This window comes from Bacillus sp. FSL H7-0578, from assembly GCF_038630855.1.
Lineage (GTDB): Bacteria > Bacillota > Bacilli > Bacillales > Bacillaceae > Bacillus > Bacillus safensis.
Window position 1 is genome coordinate 1,257,910 of record NZ_CP152045.1, and the last position, 16,961, is coordinate 1,274,870.

16 protein-coding genes, 1 pseudogene and 1 riboswitch are annotated in these 16,961 nt (G+C 40.1%); of the genes and pseudogenes, 12 read left to right on the forward strand and 5 right to left on the reverse strand.

The features are described from left to right. Positions 1 to 12: 12 nt before the first annotated feature. Positions 13 to 2,433, reverse strand: a complete 2,421-nt coding sequence (locus tag MHB41_RS06400) for an EAL domain-containing protein (RefSeq protein WP_340898850.1) — start codon at positions 2,431 to 2,433, stop codon at positions 13 to 15. A 246-nt stretch (positions 2,434 to 2,679) separates the two neighbouring features. On the opposite strand from MHB41_RS06400, the gene MHB41_RS06405 reads away from it, so the two are divergent. The 4 genes and pseudogenes from MHB41_RS06405 (at position 2,680) to MHB41_RS06420 (ending at position 6,511) form a co-directional block, all read left to right on the forward strand. Beyond that, a complete protein-coding gene (locus tag MHB41_RS06405) occupies positions 2,680 to 3,294 on the forward strand; it encodes a DedA family protein (RefSeq protein ID WP_098677349.1) in 615 nt (204 codons plus the stop codon). Between the two features lie 77 nt (positions 3,295 to 3,371). Further along, positions 3,372 to 3,478, forward strand: a riboswitch (yybP-ykoY riboswitch). Beyond that, positions 3,474 to 4,365: pseudogene (locus MHB41_RS06410) on the forward strand (TerC family protein). (Overlaps the previous riboswitch by 5 nt.) A gap of 215 nt (positions 4,366 to 4,580) precedes the next feature. Then, complete coding sequence (gene sigI / locus MHB41_RS06415; RefSeq protein ID WP_003210952.1) at positions 4,581 to 5,336, forward strand: RNA polymerase sigma factor SigI; 756 nt, start codon at positions 4,581 to 4,583, stop codon at positions 5,334 to 5,336. Then, positions 5,333 to 6,511 carry an anti-sigma factor domain-containing protein gene (locus MHB41_RS06420; RefSeq protein ID WP_061109749.1) on the forward strand — a complete coding sequence of 393 codons (1,179 nt, stop codon included), beginning with the start codon at positions 5,333 to 5,335 and terminating at the stop codon, positions 6,509 to 6,511. Before sigI ends, MHB41_RS06420 begins: the two co-directional genes overlap by 4 nt. 36 nt (positions 6,512 to 6,547) lie before the next feature. On the opposite strand, the gene MHB41_RS06425 is transcribed toward MHB41_RS06420, so the two are convergent. Both MHB41_RS06425 and MHB41_RS06430 read right to left on the reverse strand, forming a co-directional pair. Next, positions 6,548 to 6,745, reverse strand: a complete 198-nt coding sequence (locus MHB41_RS06425) for an alpha/beta-type small acid-soluble spore protein (protein WP_034281522.1) — start codon at positions 6,743 to 6,745, stop codon at positions 6,548 to 6,550. 123 nt (positions 6,746 to 6,868) lie between these two features. Next, a complete protein-coding gene (locus MHB41_RS06430; protein WP_025092320.1) occupies positions 6,869 to 7,585 on the reverse strand; it encodes a DUF1836 domain-containing protein in 717 nt (238 codons plus the stop codon). Positions 7,586 to 7,863: 278 nt separating this feature from the next. Between MHB41_RS06430 and htpX the strand changes: the two genes are divergently transcribed. From htpX to MHB41_RS06455, 5 genes are all read left to right on the forward strand, one after another. Continuing rightward, positions 7,864 to 8,763 (forward strand): protease HtpX, encoded by a 900-nt coding sequence (htpX, locus tag MHB41_RS06435; protein ID WP_041116432.1) that lies wholly within the window; start codon positions 7,864 to 7,866, stop codon positions 8,761 to 8,763. A 144-nt stretch (positions 8,764 to 8,907) separates the two neighbouring features. After that, complete coding sequence (locus MHB41_RS06440; protein ID WP_080701186.1) at positions 8,908 to 10,254, forward strand: TrkH family potassium uptake protein; 1,347 nt, start codon at positions 8,908 to 8,910, stop codon at positions 10,252 to 10,254. 294 nt (positions 10,255 to 10,548) lie between these two features. Further along, positions 10,549 to 11,067, forward strand: a complete 519-nt coding sequence (locus MHB41_RS06445; RefSeq protein ID WP_046310749.1) for a YetF domain-containing protein — start codon at positions 10,549 to 10,551, stop codon at positions 11,065 to 11,067. A 6-nt stretch (positions 11,068 to 11,073) separates the two neighbouring features. Continuing rightward, positions 11,074 to 11,238: a hypothetical protein gene (locus tag MHB41_RS06450; RefSeq protein ID WP_087975542.1), complete on the forward strand. Its 165-nt coding sequence runs from the start codon at positions 11,074 to 11,076 to the stop codon at positions 11,236 to 11,238. Further along, positions 11,231 to 11,404 carry a hypothetical protein gene (locus tag MHB41_RS06455; RefSeq protein WP_170825835.1) on the forward strand — a complete coding sequence of 58 codons (174 nt, stop codon included), beginning with the start codon at positions 11,231 to 11,233 and terminating at the stop codon, positions 11,402 to 11,404. Before MHB41_RS06450 ends, MHB41_RS06455 begins: the two co-directional genes overlap by 8 nt. Positions 11,405 to 11,626: 222 nt before the next feature. Here the strand turns inward: MHB41_RS06455 and MHB41_RS06460 are convergent, their stop codons facing one another. Then, positions 11,627 to 12,646: an acyltransferase family protein gene (locus tag MHB41_RS06460; protein ID WP_024424667.1), complete on the reverse strand. Its 1,020-nt coding sequence runs from the start codon at positions 12,644 to 12,646 to the stop codon at positions 11,627 to 11,629. Between the two features lie 293 nt (positions 12,647 to 12,939). On the opposite strand from MHB41_RS06460, the gene MHB41_RS06465 reads away from it, so the two are divergent. The 3 genes from MHB41_RS06465 (at position 12,940) to MHB41_RS06475 (ending at position 15,870) form a co-directional block, all read left to right on the forward strand. Beyond that, entirely contained in the window at positions 12,940 to 15,150 is a 2,211-nt protein-coding gene (locus MHB41_RS06465) for a PAS domain-containing sensor histidine kinase (RefSeq protein WP_034623371.1), read from the forward strand. Position 15,151: 1 nt separating this feature from the next. Continuing rightward, positions 15,152 to 15,643, forward strand: a complete 492-nt coding sequence (locus MHB41_RS06470; RefSeq protein ID WP_254001668.1) for a methylated-DNA--[protein]-cysteine S-methyltransferase — start codon at positions 15,152 to 15,154, stop codon at positions 15,641 to 15,643. A gap of 89 nt (positions 15,644 to 15,732) precedes the next feature. Continuing rightward, positions 15,733 to 15,870: a hypothetical protein gene (locus MHB41_RS06475; RefSeq protein ID WP_162860203.1), complete on the forward strand. Its 138-nt coding sequence runs from the start codon at positions 15,733 to 15,735 to the stop codon at positions 15,868 to 15,870. A gap of 24 nt (positions 15,871 to 15,894) precedes the next feature. On the opposite strand, the gene mtnA is transcribed toward MHB41_RS06475, so the two are convergent. Then, positions 15,895 to 16,956: an S-methyl-5-thioribose-1-phosphate isomerase gene (mtnA, locus tag MHB41_RS06480; RefSeq protein ID WP_041116442.1), complete on the reverse strand. Its 1,062-nt coding sequence runs from the start codon at positions 16,954 to 16,956 to the stop codon at positions 15,895 to 15,897. Positions 16,957 to 16,961 lie beyond the last annotated feature (5 nt).

Below are 16,961 nucleotides of genomic sequence, written 5' to 3' on the forward strand. Positions count from 1 at the left end.
ATGGCACCTTTTTTATGTGTCAAGCAGCGCCGGATAGGCGATGAATTTTTCAATATCGCTTGCTGGCAGCGGCTTGGCATAATAAAACCCTTGCAGGTCGTCACAGCCCTGGGCAGATAATAGCTGAGCCTGTGCAAATGTTTCAACACCTTCTGCTATCACTTCGAGAGATAATTGATGTCCCATCGCTATAATAGCCCCTGTAATCTGTTCAGACTTTGAATCACTTAAAATATCCTCTATAAAGGATTTATCAATTTTCAGTCGATGAATCGGTAAATCCTTTAAATAGCTTAATGAGCTGTGGCCTGTACCGAAATCATCAATACTAATGCGGACGCCAAGCTGTTTCAACGACGTTAACACCTGTTTTGATTGCTTGATATTGTCCATTGTCATACTTTCTGTGACTTCAAGCTCCAAGAGTGACGGTTTCAGATCGTATTTTTTCAGTGTCAGCTTGATCAAATCAATTAAGTCTTCAGAATTGAATTGTTTCGCAGATAAATTGACAGCCACAGGGATATTTAGCCCATCGTCATACCACATTTTTGCCTGCTTGCCAGCCGTATCAATGACCCATCTGCCAATATCGATGATCAGTCCTGATTCCTCTGCCAGCTCAATAAAAGCTTCAGGTGACTTTAAGGAACCATCTGGTGCCTTCATTCTCAAAAGGGCTTCAACCCCAGTCATTTTTCTTGTTTTGGCACTGACTTGCGGCTGGTAGTGAAGGACAAATTGCTCTCTTTGAATGGCATCCCTCAGCTCCAGCTCCCGGTTTAACCTGTCCTCACTCAATCTTTCCATGGATTCGGTAAAGAATTCATAACGGCTTTGCTTATGTTTTTTGGATAAATACATGGCCATATCGGCTTTTCTCATCAGTTCCATCCCGTTTTTTCCATTTTGCGGAGAGATAGCGATTCCAATGCTGATCGACGTAATAAGCTGATGGTTCTGGATGAAAAAAGGACGTTCAAATTGATGGATGATATTTTTAGAAAATTGTTCGATTTTATGTGTATCATGATCCATGTGGGGAAAGATCATTAAAAATTCATCACCGCCAAGTCTTGCGATAAAGCCATTGTCCGGTAAACATTGCGTTAGTCTGTTTGCGGCAGCTTTCAGCAGTAAGTCTCCTATGTTATGACCAAGTGCATCATTAATAATTTTAAAACGATTTAAGTCCAGAAACAGAACCGCTGTTGATGTTTTTGACTTTTCTTGAGCGGAGAGAACATCATTTAAATGATTGATGCCGTGGCGGCGGTTAGGAAGCTCTGTTAGTGCATCATAATGTGCCATCACATGAATTTCTTTTTCTGCAATCCGCTGCTGTGTTAAATCTTTTAAAACAAGATAAATGCTGTCGAGTGAATTGTTCACATGAACAGGTATGTAAGTGACATGATAATAATAAAAACGATCTGCTGTTTTCAGTTCTGCTTCGCGTGTGATGGCCTTTTTTGACTGAGAAATAAATTCTTCCCACAACTCAGTCGGCATCACATATTGGCTGACATCATCACCAATCTTAGAATTGCACAACTCTAAGATTTGTTTACCAGAGTCATTTGCAGAAAGAACCTTTTGATCGACAGATAACACGATAATGCCGTCTATATTATGTTTGATGAGCGATTGAAACCGCTGTTCATTTTCTTTCAGCTGATCTGACTGCGTCATGATCCGGTGATCAATATAGGCACCAAAGATCATCAGCGTTTGAACAATAAGTGTCATCAATCCGATGAAAATCGACAGACTGAATGGCGACATTTCAAGATAGCCGCCTGCAGCAGCCTGTCCATTTGAATGATAAAACATGGTAGAGGCAGCCATACCAGTATAATGCATGCCTGCTATAGCACCGCCCATCAACATTGAACCAAGGCTCTTTAAAAGATAATTCTTCCGTTTACTTTTCATGTGCTCAACACGAAAGAAGAGCTTCAATGAAAAGTAGGAGGCAATGGCAGCGATGAAAAATGAAAGAAAAAAGAGGACTGGATCATAGCTGATTGAGACATTGGCCATTGATTCCATTCCAAGATAATGCATGCTGCAAATAGCTGTACCTATAGTGATTGAACTAATGAGCAGCCTTCTTCTAGAGACCTGCTTTTGAATGCATATTGAAAAAGCAATCAAGGATCCGATAAATGAGGCCAAAATCGATAAAATCAGTAAGGACGTATCATATGTAATGCCAACACGCATTTGAAATGCCATCATGCCAATAAAATGCATCGACCATATCCCCATTCCCATGATCATTGCACCAATGAGCAGCCATACCTTTTTCTTTGCACCGCTTGACTGTGCTACCCTGCTGGCTATATGAAGAGCTGAGTAGGAGGCGACAGCGGCGACAGCGATTGACAGAAAGACAAGCCATCCATTGTAGCTTCCTGTTAAATGGGTCATGTAAGAAAACCTCCTGTATCTTAAAACAGACATATACTTAATATATCGGATCGAATGGCTTCTGTGTTCACCTTTCCTTCACTTAAATAAAACAATCAACGTTTTTTTCATCCTTCTTTTATAGTAAAATCAAATTTAATGTAAAAAAACGATGAAAAGTGAATCGTTTCTTCGGTTTTATTCGTTTAATATATGGTGTGATTCTAAAAGAGATAGAATCAGTCAAATGATTATGTGTGAAAGGGATTGATAAACATCGAAGATTTTATTATTTCATTAGCTGATGCCTTTAAGAACTTGTCATACTTTGGCATCTTCCTCGCATTATGCATTGAATTTGTACCTGCTGAAGTGGTTTTGCCTCTTGCAGGTTACTGGGTCTCAGAAGGGGACATGGCCTTTATCGGTGTTGTGGCGGCTGGCTCCATAGGCGGCGTGGCTGGCCCGTTGACCTTGTACTGGTTAGGACGTTACGGCGGCAGACCCTTTTTAAATAAATATGGAAAGTACTTTTTTATAAAACCTGAGTCACTTGATAAATCGGATGCTTTCTTTGAAAAGCATGGCGGATTGGTCGCATTCAGCGGCCGGTTTATACCAGGAGTCAGAACACTGATCTCCATCCCGTGCGGTATTGCTAAGATGAATGTGTGGGTCTTTTGCCTGTATACGTTTTTGGCGATTACACCAATTACGTTTGTATATGTGTATCTTGGGTTTATGCTTGGGGAGAACTGGAAAGAGGTTGGCGCTATGTTAGATCCTTATCTTCTACCAATTGGTATCGGTGTTGTGTTATTGTTTGTTCTCTATCTGTTGATAAAACGAAGAAAAAGAAAAACAGAAACGCCAACTGCTTAATCAATGGATCGAACAGAAAGTCACCTGTTGACAATCGAGTGTCTATTGATTATGATATAAGTAATCTAAATATTCTAAATCCCGCCAAAGGGGAGTAGCGTCCGGTTTTTACCGGAAACAAAGTCGTCATTACATGGACTGATGTTCATCGGCTTTGTTGGCATGATTCTACATATCACATGTCTAGCAAGACCTTTGCCATTACAGGCAAAGGTCTTTTTTGCATTCATAAGCCTTTGTCTGTTGTGGGACAATAGATAAAAACAAGGAGGAATGATGATGGATGCAGCCATTATTTTAGAGTACGGGTGGGTTCTGCTCGTACTGATTGGATTAGAAGGGATTTTAGCAGCTGATAACGCGCTGGTCATGGCCGTGATGGTCAAACACCTTCCAGAAAAACAAAGAAAAAAGGCACTGTTTTACGGACTTGCAGGAGCATTTATTATGCGATTTGGTTCTCTGTTTCTTATTTCGTTTTTAGTGGATGTGTGGCAAGTTCAAGCCATTGGTGCCATTTATCTTCTTTATATTTCCATTCACCATATTTTAAAATCGCACGTATTTAAGAAAAAGGAAACAGATACAAACATGAAACAAAGCGGCTTCTGGGCAACAGTCGTGAAAGTAGAGCTTGCCGACATTGCTTTTGCTGTAGATTCCATTTTAGCGGCAGTCGCTTTAGCTGTGACACTGCCAAAAACAAGTCTTCCGCAAATCGGCGGACTCGATGGCGGTCAATTTATTGTTATTCTTTTAGGCGGTATCATCGGTCTTGTTATTATGCGATTTGCAGCAACGGTCTTTGTGAAACTGCTCAAAACAAGACCGAGCCTAGAAACAGCAGCATTTGTCATTGTCGGATGGGTGGGTGTGAAGCTCACGCTTTATACACTGTCACATCCAGCCATCGGTGTCGTATCGTCTCACTTTATCCATTCAGCATTATGGAAAGTCATTTTCTGGACAGTGCTTCTCGCAATTGCAGCATTTGGCTGGTTTTTATCAAGTCCATCAAGAAAAGGCGGGCAGGAAAACGAGGAGAAACAAGAGGCACGCCTAGGAGAGTAGGTTTTTTGAAAGAAATATCATTTCATTTTCATAACACGTATATTACAAATAAGGGGGAGATACCCCCTTATTTCTTTGCTTTTAGACGAAACATTGTAAAGTAGATGGTGACATACATGTCATAATTGAGTAACAGGAAATGAATTCCTCATTTCTTCCTTTGCGCTTCCCTCATAAATTAGCTATCATAAATGAGTAATATAGGGAGAACTGAGGTGAAACCATTGCTTAGCCTTTTGTTTAAAAAAGGAAAGAAAAAGCAAACATTAGAGCAGTCGGCTATCAGTATTCAACAAGGTGATATCGAACTGCAAAATGCATTAATAGAGCAATACAAACCATTTGTCGCTAAGACGGTTTCATCCGTTTGTAAACGATATATAGATGAAAAAGATGATGAATTCAGCATAGGCTTAATAGCCTTTAATGAAGCGATAGAAAAATACTCTGCCGAAAAAGGAAACTCACTGCTTGCTTTCGCAGAATTAATTATTAAAAGAAAAGTGATTGACTATATTCGAAAAGAAGCAAGAAATGCGCCAACGGTTCAAATGGACCTGCAAGAAAGTGAGAATGGCGAATACTCTCAAAGCATGATTGAAGCAGAGCTCTCTGCAAATGAATATAGGCGTTTAATTGAACAAGAACATAGAAGAGAAGAGATTGAACATTTTAAAGAACGATTGAAAGTTTACGGTCTCACGTTTCAAGAGCTGCTTGAGCATTCACCAAAGCATGCAGATGCCAGACAAAATGCCATTAAAGTAGCCCATACACTCGTTGAACACGATGAGCTGAGAACCATTTTATTTCAGAAAAAACAATTGCCTGTCAAACAGCTGGAAAAGCTAGTGGAAGTCAGCCGCAAAACGATTGAGAGAAATAGAAAATATATCATTGCGATGGCGATCATTATGACAGGTGATTATGTGTATTTGAAAGATTACCTTAAAGGGGTGCTTAATTCATGAGAAGAGGCATTATAGTAGAGAAAAACAAAAAATATGTCACGCTGCTGACCCCTGATGGACAATTTCTGCGGACAAAATATGAAGAGCAAAACTATGAAATCGGCCAAGAAGTGACTTTTCCGAATGAATCACGTCTCGAAAGAAAAAGAGCCGGTTTTTTTGACCTGCTTCGTTTACGTCCGTTAAATGCAGGAATCCTATCAATAGCAGCGATTATTGTCGTGATTTTTACTATGATGCCATCTTTCTCAAGTCAAAAAGCATATGCGTATATGACAATTGACATTAATCCAAGCTTTGAGCTGAAGCTTGATCACAATTATCAAGTGATCGGTGTCACACCGCTGAATAAAGATGCAAAGCAAGTACTGGCGAGTATGAAGGATTTAGAAAAAAACGACATGACCAAAGTCGTGCAGGAAATTATAGATGACTGTGACAAAAAAGGATATGTGAACAATTCTAAAAGTATTTATATTTCAACCGTTTATGAAAACAAGCAGGACAATACATATAAAACAAACGTAAAAAGCAAAATTAACACCATTTCTGGTGAATATCAAAAACGCAATTATAAGCTGGAAACTGTGGAAAGTGACCTGGAAACAAGAGAAAAAGCTCAAAAGGCAGGCATTTCAACAGGAACATATATTAGAAATCAAGAAATGCAAAATAAAGAACATGAAGACATCAAAAAGGATGAAGACGCAGCAGAGAACGATGCTGTGAAGGAAGAAGATCCTAAGAAACATGAAGAAGAACAAGCAGATAAAGACAATCAAGAAGACGTAAAGACAGACGATAGCGAAGAGATGCAGCCAGATCAAGAGGCTCCTGAAGCTGAGCACAAAGAGCAGAAGGAGGCAGAGAGGGAAGAGCAAGGATCTGTTCAAAAGCCTCAAAAACCTGATAATGAAAGCAAAGACAGCAACATAAAGGAAGAAAAGGATCATTCTTTCGATAAAGAGCAAAAAAAAAATCACTCAACTGATCCTGATGAAAGAAGACACTGGAACGGTACATCACGTGGTGATGCAGAAAAACACGCAAAAAAAAACGGCAGGGATCAGAACAATCCATCCGCTGAACAAAAAAGAGAACATGCAAAGCAAAAAGGGAAAGGTGCACCGTTTCCTTATCGTGAGAACCGGCATGAGCACACATATCAACAATAAAAAAACGCCAGAATAGCTCCGGCGTATTTCACCATGTCATGATTTAGATTGATTACCCATTTGTGATTGAGCCTGTTGAACGAGTCTTTTTGTGATTTCACCGCCAACAGAACCGTTTGCACGTGAAACTGTATCTGAACCGAGAGTGACGCCAAATTCTTGAGCGATCTCGTATTTAAATTGATCTAAAGCTTGTTCTACTCCAGGAACAAGAAGTTGATTTCGATTTGCCATGTTCGTATTCCTCCTTTCACCTCATGTTTGTTGCGCCTTCTTATTTTGAAAAAAAAGCCGTACAATTATGCTGGCAATTGCTGTACAAAAAACCGAGATGATGAAGGTCACCTCGGTTCTTATTTATCCCTTATTCAGCTGCAGCGTATTATACATCATTTCTTGAGCTGTACTTTGCAAATGAGAAGTAAATACAGAGAAGACGGTAGAACTGATAATCCCTTTAATCAAATTCCATTGGCTCTTCGTCAATTCTGTAAACTCGTCATGGAGCTTGTCTGTCTGCTCCTCGGTTATTTCTCGTAAATTTGTTTCCTTTAATGGAAATTGTGTATGGTGATAAATAAAATCAAGGACGTGCGCATATGCTTCATAAAAACGGATTGGACTAATAATATCATCTGTTCGATCTGTGATGGTGTTAAATAAGGCAGATAAGATCATACGTATGGTATCGAAGTCAAAAACTGATTTTAAATCCCTGACAATTAATAAAATAACGACCTGATCAATAGAGTACTTTTTGCCAAGCTCTGGATGGCCAATCATATCTTTAATATCACGTTTGATCCAATTTTGGATCGCCGTCGATTTAAGAGAAGTCAGCTCACACAAGTTGCCAAGCTCAACAATTTCATTTGTAGAAAGACCATGCTCTGATTTTTGCTTCCGCCGTTCAAGCTTCTCAAAAAAAGACGGGATCTTTAATTCATCATAGTCATGATCCTTGCCATTTTTTACAGATAGTTTCAAAAGCTGAAGCGGAGTCAGATCTCCCTCTCCTTTTAGAGAATACAGAAGTCTTGTCATGTCAATTCTCGTTAATTTAAAAGTAACCATGTTCCACCTCATTTGTACGTCAAAACGTGATTATTGATCTAATTCAACATCATAGTCTCTTTTTGATGAAAATGCAAAATAAACTCAAAATCAGACCTGTGCGTCACAATTTGTTCACTTTTCTGCTGGGGCAAATGTCGTAAATATTGATGTGACGGGGCTTTAGCCGTTATGATAAACAAAGAAAGTGATTCCTTTTTCCTTGCAATTTGAGACGTTTATTTTTATAATTTTATTAATAAGTTCATTTGAACTTAATATGACAGCGGAGGTTATGTATGGGTAAGAGAATATTTCTGTTTATATTAACGAACATTCTTGTTATCACTACGATTGGTATTGTACTGTCGGTTATTAGTGCAGCAACTGGTGTTGGTTCTTATATAGGAGCAGACGGAAGACTTAATATCCTTTATCTTCTTGTATTCAGTGCAGTTGTTGGTTTTGTTGGCTCGTTTATGTCACTTGCAATGTCTCGCTGGATGGCAAAAATGATGATGGGTGTGCGCGTGTTAAATCCAGAAAAGGATTCATTAACATATGATGAGCAGCAGCTAGTTGACCGCGTGCACAGACTTTCAAGAGCAGCAGGCCTCTCTAAAATGCCTGAGGTTGGTATTTATCAATCATCTGAAGTAAATGCTTTTGCAACAGGTCCTTCTAAGAGAAGATCACTTGTTGCGGTATCAACTGGATTGCTTCAGGAAATGGATGATGCAGCAGTTGAAGGTGTAATCGCCCACGAAGTCGCTCACGTTGCAAATGGTGACATGGTGACCATGACGCTGCTTCAAGGAATTGTCAACACGTTTGTTGTGTTCCTTTCAAGAATTGCGGCATGGATCGCTAGCCGTTTTGTTTCACGCGAAGAGCTTGTGCCGATTGTTCATTTTATCGCTGTGATTGTTTTCCAAATCATTTTCTCTATCCTAGGAAGCCTTGTCGTGTTTGCATATTCTAGACACCGTGAATTCCATGCAGACCGCGGCGGAGCCGACCTTGCAGGTAAAGATAAAATGATTCATGCGCTTCGTTCACTTGAGGCGTACACGTCAAGAATCAAAGATGATGATCAAACAGCAGTCGCTACACTTAAAATCAGCGGTAAACGAAAAGCTTCTCTTTTCTCAACACACCCTGATTTAAACGAAAGAATCAGAAGACTAGAAGCAAAATAAGAAAGAGGAAAAAGACATTCTTTTACAGGATGTCTTTTCTTTTTGATGAAAAAGAAAATAAAGCATAAAATAGCTTTAAAATCATGTCTCTTTTCATTAAAATGATAAAGGTATTCGAAAAGATAGATAAAAGAAGGAATGACAATGAATCCTATAAAAAAGCTAATTGACCGGCTGTCAGCTTTTCAGTTGATTGCCCTTTATTATTTTCTTGCTGTGACCGTGTCGTTTATTCTACTCAGCCTGCCAGTGGCTCATCAAGAGGGAGTCAAATGGACATTCATTGATGCCTTGTTTACAGCGGTGAGTGCTGTAAGTGTTACAGGACTGACTGTTGTCGACACCTCACAAACATTTAGTGTGGCAGGGATGTGGATCCTTGCATTTGTTCTGCAAATCGGAGGCATCGGCATTATGACGCTCGGTACTTTCGTATGGCTAGTTATGCGAAAAAGAATTGGAATTAAAGAAAGAAAGCTTATCATGGCAGATCAAAACCAAAGCAATTTATCTGGAATTGTGAAACTAATGAAGCAGGTCTTATATTTAATTTTGCTGATTGAGTTTGTCGGCGGGCTGATTTTAAGCATGTATTTTCTCAAGTATTACGATGTGCAAGGCGCTTTCTTACATGGCTTCTTCTCAAGTATTAGTGCGACAACTAATGGGGGCTTCGATATTACAGGGAGTTCTCTTATTCCTTACAAAGATGATTATTTCGTCCAGTTTATTACGATGCTGCTGATCATCTTTGGAGCGATTGGTTTTCCTGTGCTCGTGGAAGTGAAGGATTATTTGTTCAATCAGGACCGAAAGCATGCATCATTCTCACTGTTTACAAAAATCACAACGCTCACGTTCGGCGGCCTTGTGGTTGTTGGAGCGATTGGAATCTATGCACTTGAAGCAGGGTTTAGCTTTGTAGGGAAAAGCTGGCATGAAATCTTGTTCTATTCTTTGTTTCAATCGACTGCAACAAGAAGCGGGGGGCTGACAACGTTAGATATTACGCAGCTGACGGAACCGACGCTTTTATTTTTATGTATGCTCATGTTTATCGGGGCTTCCCCAAGCTCTGTGGGGGGCGGCATTCGGACAACTACGTTTGCTCTTAATTTACTCGCCTTGTTTCATTTTGCTAGGGGAAATAAGTCCATTAAAATCTTCAAGAGAGAGCTTCATCAAGCGGATATTAATAAATCCCTTATGGTAACCATGATGGCCTTTATTTTGGTCTTTGGCGCTACGTTCCTGTTATCCTTAACAGAGCATAATACACTTCTTGAAAATTTATTTGAAGTCTGCTCTGCTTTCGGAACAACGGGGCTGTCGCTTGGGATCACCTCAGATCTCACTGTGTTTGGTAAATGTATCATCATGGTGGTCATGTTTATTGGCCGGATCGGTATTCCAAGCTTTTTATATTTAATAGGCCGAAGAGAAAGCGAAGCAAATTATCATTATCCGAAAGAGCGCGTCATTATTGGCTAAACAGCATTCAATTTGAATGCTGTCAGCGTGTAAACAAACCCTCGCATTCGCCCGCAGTTCTGCGCTCCGGTACTCACGAATGTCAAATTCGCTCCGTTCCGGTGCTCGTCCTTCCTAGACTTCAAAGGTTTTCTATCACGCTGAAATGAAAACAAAGGGCCAAAATGATCTTCATTTTGGCCCTTTGTCAACATCTTACAGCATTCAATTCGAATGCTGTTTTTTTATTTCCATTATCTAACTGGCTAAATCACATGGGATGTTCGCAATCTATAGGTAAGAGGTGAACGAGACGTGCTGGATGTGTTATGGAAAGCAATTGTCATGCTGCTAGTTGGTACCTTGCTGCTGAGAATAGCAGGGCCTAAATCGATTAGTCAATTAACTGTACAACAAACAGTCATCATGATTTCAATCGGATCGATTATTATCCAACCCTTTATTGAGCATAATTTACTTGAAACCATTTATGCAGCTACCATCTTTATTGTGGCACTTGTCATTATGGAGAAGCTGTCGATTCAATCGGATTTTTTTGAAAAATTGCTTTCAGGCAAATCGGTCGTGATTTTACAGGATGGCCAAATGCTTGATCATAAGCTGAAGAAAACAAGGCTCACAAGGGACGAATTTAAAATGCGTTTAAAGCAGCAAGGCATCACTGACATCAGCTGTCTCAAAAAAGCCACGCTAGAAGCCAATGGGCAAATTGGCTATGAGTTAAAACCTGAGGAAAAGCCAGTGACGGTCAAGCAAATGAAAGAACTCCTTGACCAATTAAGAGAAGAACTAAACCTGTCAAAAAAGGACTGAATTCAGATGAAAAGAAAAGCAGCGAAAAATGAAGCATTAACAAATAATATGACGCCGACAGAAAGTATGGCACATGATCAAGGACAAACTCAATTTGACGAACAATCAAGAGATCGTCAGGCAAACCGAAATTCTCATAAAGGGAAACAAGGGGGAGCATCTCGTGACTAAGAAGCATATGAAGAGCAAAGAGATGAAGGACCATAAAAAGCCAATGGACCCAGATATTTTAGAAGAGGAATTTGGCAGTGAGCTTGGAGATATTAACAGCAGCAAATGGATTGATACGTTGGTAAAGCCAAAGAAAGATGATGCATGTCAGCAGAATAAGAAATAGAACGATCCATGAAGGATCGTTTTCAGCGTGTAGACAAACCCTCGCATTCGCCCGCAGTTCTGCGCTCCGGTGCTCACGAATGTCAAATTCGCTCCGCTCCGGTACTCGCCCTTCCTAGACTGCAAAGGTTTTCTATCACGCTGAAAGGAAGACGAAGGGCTAAAATAAAGATCATTTTAGCCCTTTGTCAACAATCTGAAACGATCCATGAAGGATCGTTTTTTATTTGATATAACTCCCCTGCCTGCCAGTGATCGTTCGCATGAAGTTGTTCATTTTAAGCTCAATCACTGGCTGTGCAACGGTTTTGACAAAAGTGCTAGACAGGGTAAAGGTTAACAAAATGGTCAGCAGCAATAAAATGAGTACACTTGCTGCATTTAGCGCCCAGTCATCAAACCAAGTGGTTCTTAGCAGTTTGATTACAAAGCCATGTAATAAATAAACATATAACGTTCTTGTTCCCCATTTTGTAAAGAAGAAACGGCGTGTTGGAACTAATGCAAAGAAGCTGAATGTAGCGCCAAATGCAAGCAAATACCATGCCATTCGTTTCATCGCCGCAATCATTCCTTCATCTCCAAGAGAAGCATACGACTTTGAGCCAAATAAGAAGGAATAATCAAATTCATAGAAGTAGCAAAACAGGAACACAGCCATTAATACAAAAAGTGCTGCAAGCTTCCCTTTGCTTGTACGGATGAATTCAAAATGCTGCTTTTTTAAATAGAATCCAGCTAAAAACATAGGCAAAAAGACAAACGTACGTGATAAGCTGAGTGTATCGCTGATGCTGTCCACATAACCGACAAGTAATGCAATCGATAAACTGACAATCATCGCCCAGTGGAACGGCAGTTTTGAAAAAGGAATGAGCAGCAAGTTCCAAAAGAATAAACTAATTAAAAACCATAAGGACCATTGCGGATCAATTGGATTTAAATTGGCCATGCTTTGATCCTGTAATAGATAATAGTAAACCGAATAGATCACCTGAAAGATTAAATATGGGATGATCAGCTTAACGGCGACTTTTTTCATAAAGCCCGGTTTTCTAAACCCTTTTGCAAAAAAGCCAGAAACTAAAATAAAGGCGGGCATGTGAAAGGTATAAATAAACTTGTATAAATAGAGCATCCAGTCATTATCATGAATGAATGATCGTAACAAATGACCAAAAACAACTAGAAAAATCAGAAGGAATTTCGCATTATCAAAATAACTATCTCGTGAAGATGCCATAACATCACCTTTCCTGCTCGTTTTCGAACATAAATGTTCTAAGTGCACTGTTCCCTTATTTGCCTCATTCTAAAATACATTTTGGCTTAATTCGCTATTTGATGTGAAATTGTAGAACGGTTGTAAAAGAAGCGTAAGAAAAGTGAATCGTTATACAATCCTGTCATCCAAATGAAATAAATGAGACAGTCTTCGTGTAAAAAGTTATCTTTTTTTATGAGTCGAATGAAGGAACAATGAAAATATTGTAGAAATATTGTAGAGGAATGAGGCTGGAAAAGGAGTGTAAGAGAATGACTGAAACGCTCGATGGCAATAGGTTAACCCCTGCGGGAGATATCAGAAAATTAGAAAAAGAGAACGAATATTTGCGAACTGAGTTGATGCAGCAAAAAATGCTGTTAAATAAGACGCTCGATGCCATTTTTATATTTGATCAGCACCTCAACATCATCCAAGCCAACGAAGCAACATGCAGGCTTGTCCAGACACCGAAAGAAGACCTCCTCAATAAATCCGTTCTAGATTTCCTATACGGCATCCCGAAAGATAAAGTTGAATGCTCACTCGATCTATTTTTTCGAAAAGGTACGTTAAAAAGAGAAATCTCCATTCAGCTGGAAAATGGCGAAACAAAATACATTGAATTTGTCGCAGAGCACGACACCATGAATCAGCAATATATAGTGGTTATGCGAGATATTTCATCAAAGAAAATATTAGAACGAGAACGCTCCATGAATGAGCAGCTGTTCAAAGATTTGTTTGACCGAGCGATTGATGGGATGGTCATTTTTGATCAGGATGGCTGCATGATTGATGCGAATCATTCTTTTTGTCAGAGCTTTGAGCTGCAAAAGACTGATTTAACCGATCGCTATTTACATGAATTTGTCGAAGAAGAAAATCTTCCCGCCTTGCAGCACCTTTTGACGTCACTTAAAGAAACAGGAAAAGCAAAAGGAGAGCTTCCTGTTACTCTACAATCTGGCCAGCACAAATTATTTGAACTCACCATTACATCAAATGTGATGAGTGGTTTTTATATGTCCATCATGCGGGATATTACAGAAAAAAGGCTGATGGAAGAGAAGCTGTTAAAAAGTGAAGAACGCTTTAGAGAAATTTTCGAAAATGCAATGGATGCCATCATCATATGGGCGGACGATGGAGAGATTGTGAGAGCCAATGAATCAGCCTGCCGAATTTTTGAATTACCAATGCACTCGCTGATTGGCAAAAAACTTACCGACTTTCTCGTCAAATCTGATAAGAGATATAGACCAACAAGAAGACGCTATATCCGGAATCATGAAATAAGGGAAGAGCTATTGTTCAAAATGGCAAATGGACAGTATAAAGAGCTTGAGTTTACATCAAAGCATGCGGTATTAGAAGGACAGCACTTAACCATTTTACGTAATGTAAGTGATCGAAAAAGAATGGAGCAGGAGCTGCGCGAAAGTGAGCTTAAATTCCGCAAAGTATTTAATGGATCAATGGACGGCATTGTTCTTTTTGATAATCAATATCGAATCATTGAAGTCAATCCATCTGCCAGCGAGCTGCTTCAATTGAAGGACGATCATTTAACAGAAATGAATCTTTTCCACATCCTTGCCCCTTATCAAATAGAAAATTTGGCTCAGCCCGCCGAGGCGATGTCATTAGATGAAATGGATAATGAGGTTCCGTTTGTACTGAATCATCCAGATCAGCGTATCCTGGAATTCTCTTTTAAACGCAACATTATCCATAATATGAATTTGGCGATCTTTAGAGATGTGACAGAGCGGAAGGAATTAGAAGAGCGGGTGAGAAAATCAGATACCCTTCATGTGGTCGGAGAGCTTGCCGCTGGAATTGCTCATGAAATTAGAAACCCGATGACAGCCTTAAAAGGCTTCATTCAGCTGTTAAAAGGAAATATAGAAGGGGAGTATTCGCTCTATTTCAATGTCATCACATCAGAGCTGAAAAGAATTGAATCCATCATCACCGAATTTTTGATTTTAGCGAAACCGCAAGCCATTGTATATGAAGAAAAAAATGTGGTGCAGATTGTGAAAGACACGATGGATCTTCTGCACGCACAGGCGAATCTTGGCAATGTTCAAATGCATCTCAATGTGCTGGATGAGATTCCGCTCATTTATTGTGAACAAAACCAATTAAAGCAGGTCTTTATTAACATTTTAAAAAATGCAATTGAAGTCATGCCGCGCAAAGGAAATGTCTATGTGAGCATTCAGCGGAAGGGCGAGGAGCATATTGTCATTTCACTGCGTGATGAAGGCTGCGGAATGGCAGAGGATAAGCTAAAGCGTCTAGGTGAGCCTTTTTATACAACGAAAGAAAGAGGAACTGGACTTGGCTTAATGGTTAGTTATAAAATTATTGAAGAGCATCAAGGAACCATTGAGGTAGAAAGTGAGGAAGGCGTAGGAACCGTCTTCCATCTCACGCTGCCACTTAGGCAGCAGAAACAAGAAGGAGAGCAGTAACGTGTATTATACCGTCTATCACGCACCCATCGGGGAATTATACATACTAGAAAAGGACGGTGCCATCATCGAGGTGATGTTTGATGATGAACCGTTTTTAGCAAAAAAGCAGGCAGCGAATCTAAAGCAAGCAGATACGCCTGTCTTACAAGAAGCGAAAAAGCAGCTAGATGAATATTTCAAAGGTGAGCGGCAAGTATTCGATCTCCCGCTCAAGCAAACAGGTTCTCCGTTCCAAGAGCAGGTGTGGGGAGCATTATCGGCCATTCCATATGGTGAATCAAAAAGCTATGCAGACATTGCAGAAGTGATTGGCAATCCAAAGGCTGTAAGAGCCATCGGACAAGCTAACAGACGAAATGCATTACCTATTTTTATCCCATGTCACAGGGTGATTGGAAAAGACCGGTCTCTGACGGGCTATGCAGGATCGAAGACAGACATGAAAGCGGTCCTGCTTGAATTAGAAGGCATCCCATTTGTTCAAAAATAAATCGATTGACCTGTTCCAAATGTTTGTCAAGCGACATATCCTTTTATTAAGCTAAAAAAGTTGGTTGAGGGAAAAAGGAGGGCGCTGGCATGTTTTGGGGCAAAAAAGGCAAAATGTATGCCGTTACGTCACTATGTGTCAAAATGAACGTTTTGACAGAAGAACAAAAAAAAGAAATCTTAACAAAAACGAATCAAGAAACAAAAAAGCGCGGTGCTCTTAAATGACAAGAACACGGCGCTTTTTTGCGATTATTGAGAGATGCTTTCGGCGAAAAGAGCATCAATCTCTTCTGCATAGTTCGATGTGATAATTCCCTTTTCTGTAATGATGCCTGAAATAAGATGATGAGGAGTGACATCAAAGGCGGGATTGAATACCTGAACATCAGGCGGTGCAATGGGGACGCCGTTTAATTCCTTTACTTCCAGCGGGTCGCGCTCTTCAATTGGAATATCTGACCCGTCGCGGGTGGATACATCAAAGGTTGAAAGCGGTGCTGCTACAAAAAACGGAATGTTAAAATGCTTGGCTAGAACAGCAAGACCTAACGTTCCAATCTTATTCGCTGTATCTCCATTACGGGCGATACGGTCAGCTCCAACAATGACAGCAGAAATTTGCTTTTCCTTCATCGTATGGGCTGCCATGTTATCTGTAATGAGCGTCACATCCACGCCGCCTTGCATGAGCTCCCATGTTGTCAGACGAGCGCCTTGAAGAACAGGGCGTGTTTCACATGCATAAATGTGAAGATCAAGATTTTTCTTTTTGGCTAAATAAAAGGGAGCAAGGGCTGTTCCATACCGGCTCGTTGCGATGGAGCCTGCATTACAAATGGTCATGATACGGTCACCTGATTTAAAGAGCTGAAGTGCATTTTGACCGATTTGTCTGCATGTTTCTTCATCTTCTATTTGAATTTGAATGGCTTCATGCACAAGGTCTGTTTTGGCTGCATTCACTGATGCTGCACGCTGAATGCGCTGCAGCAGCCGGTCTAATGCCCAGGCGAGGTTCACAGCGGTTGGACGAGCACTGTTTAAATATTCTTTGATTCGAATGACTTCTTGTTTAAAAACATCCAATTCTTCTGTTTCAATTGCTTGTGCACTAAGCGCCAGCCCAAAAGCTGCTGTAATGCCAATCGCAGGCGCTCCGCGTACTTTTAATGACACAATCGCATCATACACATCTTCTTTCGTATATAAATGCTCAAATACGGTTTCGGTTGGTAATTTTTGCTGATTTAAAATGTTAATACGGTTTTCTTCCCATTCGACAGAACGGGGGACTTCAAATTCTTTTGACAAAACCC

Excerpts from the sequence above, each read along its gene's own strand:
- htpX (WP_041116432.1), top strand. The coding sequence starts at position 7,864 with ATGGGTAAGAGAATATTTCTGTTTATATTAACGAACATTCTTGTTATC.
- MHB41_RS06420 (WP_061109749.1), top strand. The coding sequence starts at position 5,333 with ATGAGAAGAGGCATTATAGTAGAGAAAAACAAAAAATATGTCACGCTG.
- MHB41_RS06400 (WP_340898850.1), bottom strand. The coding sequence starts at position 2,433 with ATGACCCATTTAACAGGAAGCTACAATGGATGGCTTGTCTTTCTGTCA.
- MHB41_RS06440 (WP_080701186.1), top strand. The coding sequence starts at position 8,908 with ATGAATCCTATAAAAAAGCTAATTGACCGGCTGTCAGCTTTTCAGTTG.
- MHB41_RS06475 (WP_162860203.1), top strand. The coding sequence starts at position 15,733 with ATGTTTTGGGGCAAAAAAGGCAAAATGTATGCCGTTACGTCACTATGT.
- MHB41_RS06430 (WP_025092320.1), bottom strand. The coding sequence starts at position 7,585 with ATGGTTACTTTTAAATTAACGAGAATTGACATGACAAGACTTCTGTAT.
- MHB41_RS06460 (WP_024424667.1), bottom strand. The coding sequence starts at position 12,646 with ATGGCATCTTCACGAGATAGTTATTTTGATAATGCGAAATTCCTTCTG.
- MHB41_RS06465 (WP_034623371.1), top strand. The coding sequence starts at position 12,940 with ATGACTGAAACGCTCGATGGCAATAGGTTAACCCCTGCGGGAGATATC.
- MHB41_RS06425 (WP_034281522.1), bottom strand. The coding sequence starts at position 6,745 with ATGGCAAATCGAAATCAACTTCTTGTTCCTGGAGTAGAACAAGCTTTA.
- MHB41_RS06450 (WP_087975542.1), top strand. The coding sequence starts at position 11,074 with ATGAAAAGAAAAGCAGCGAAAAATGAAGCATTAACAAATAATATGACG.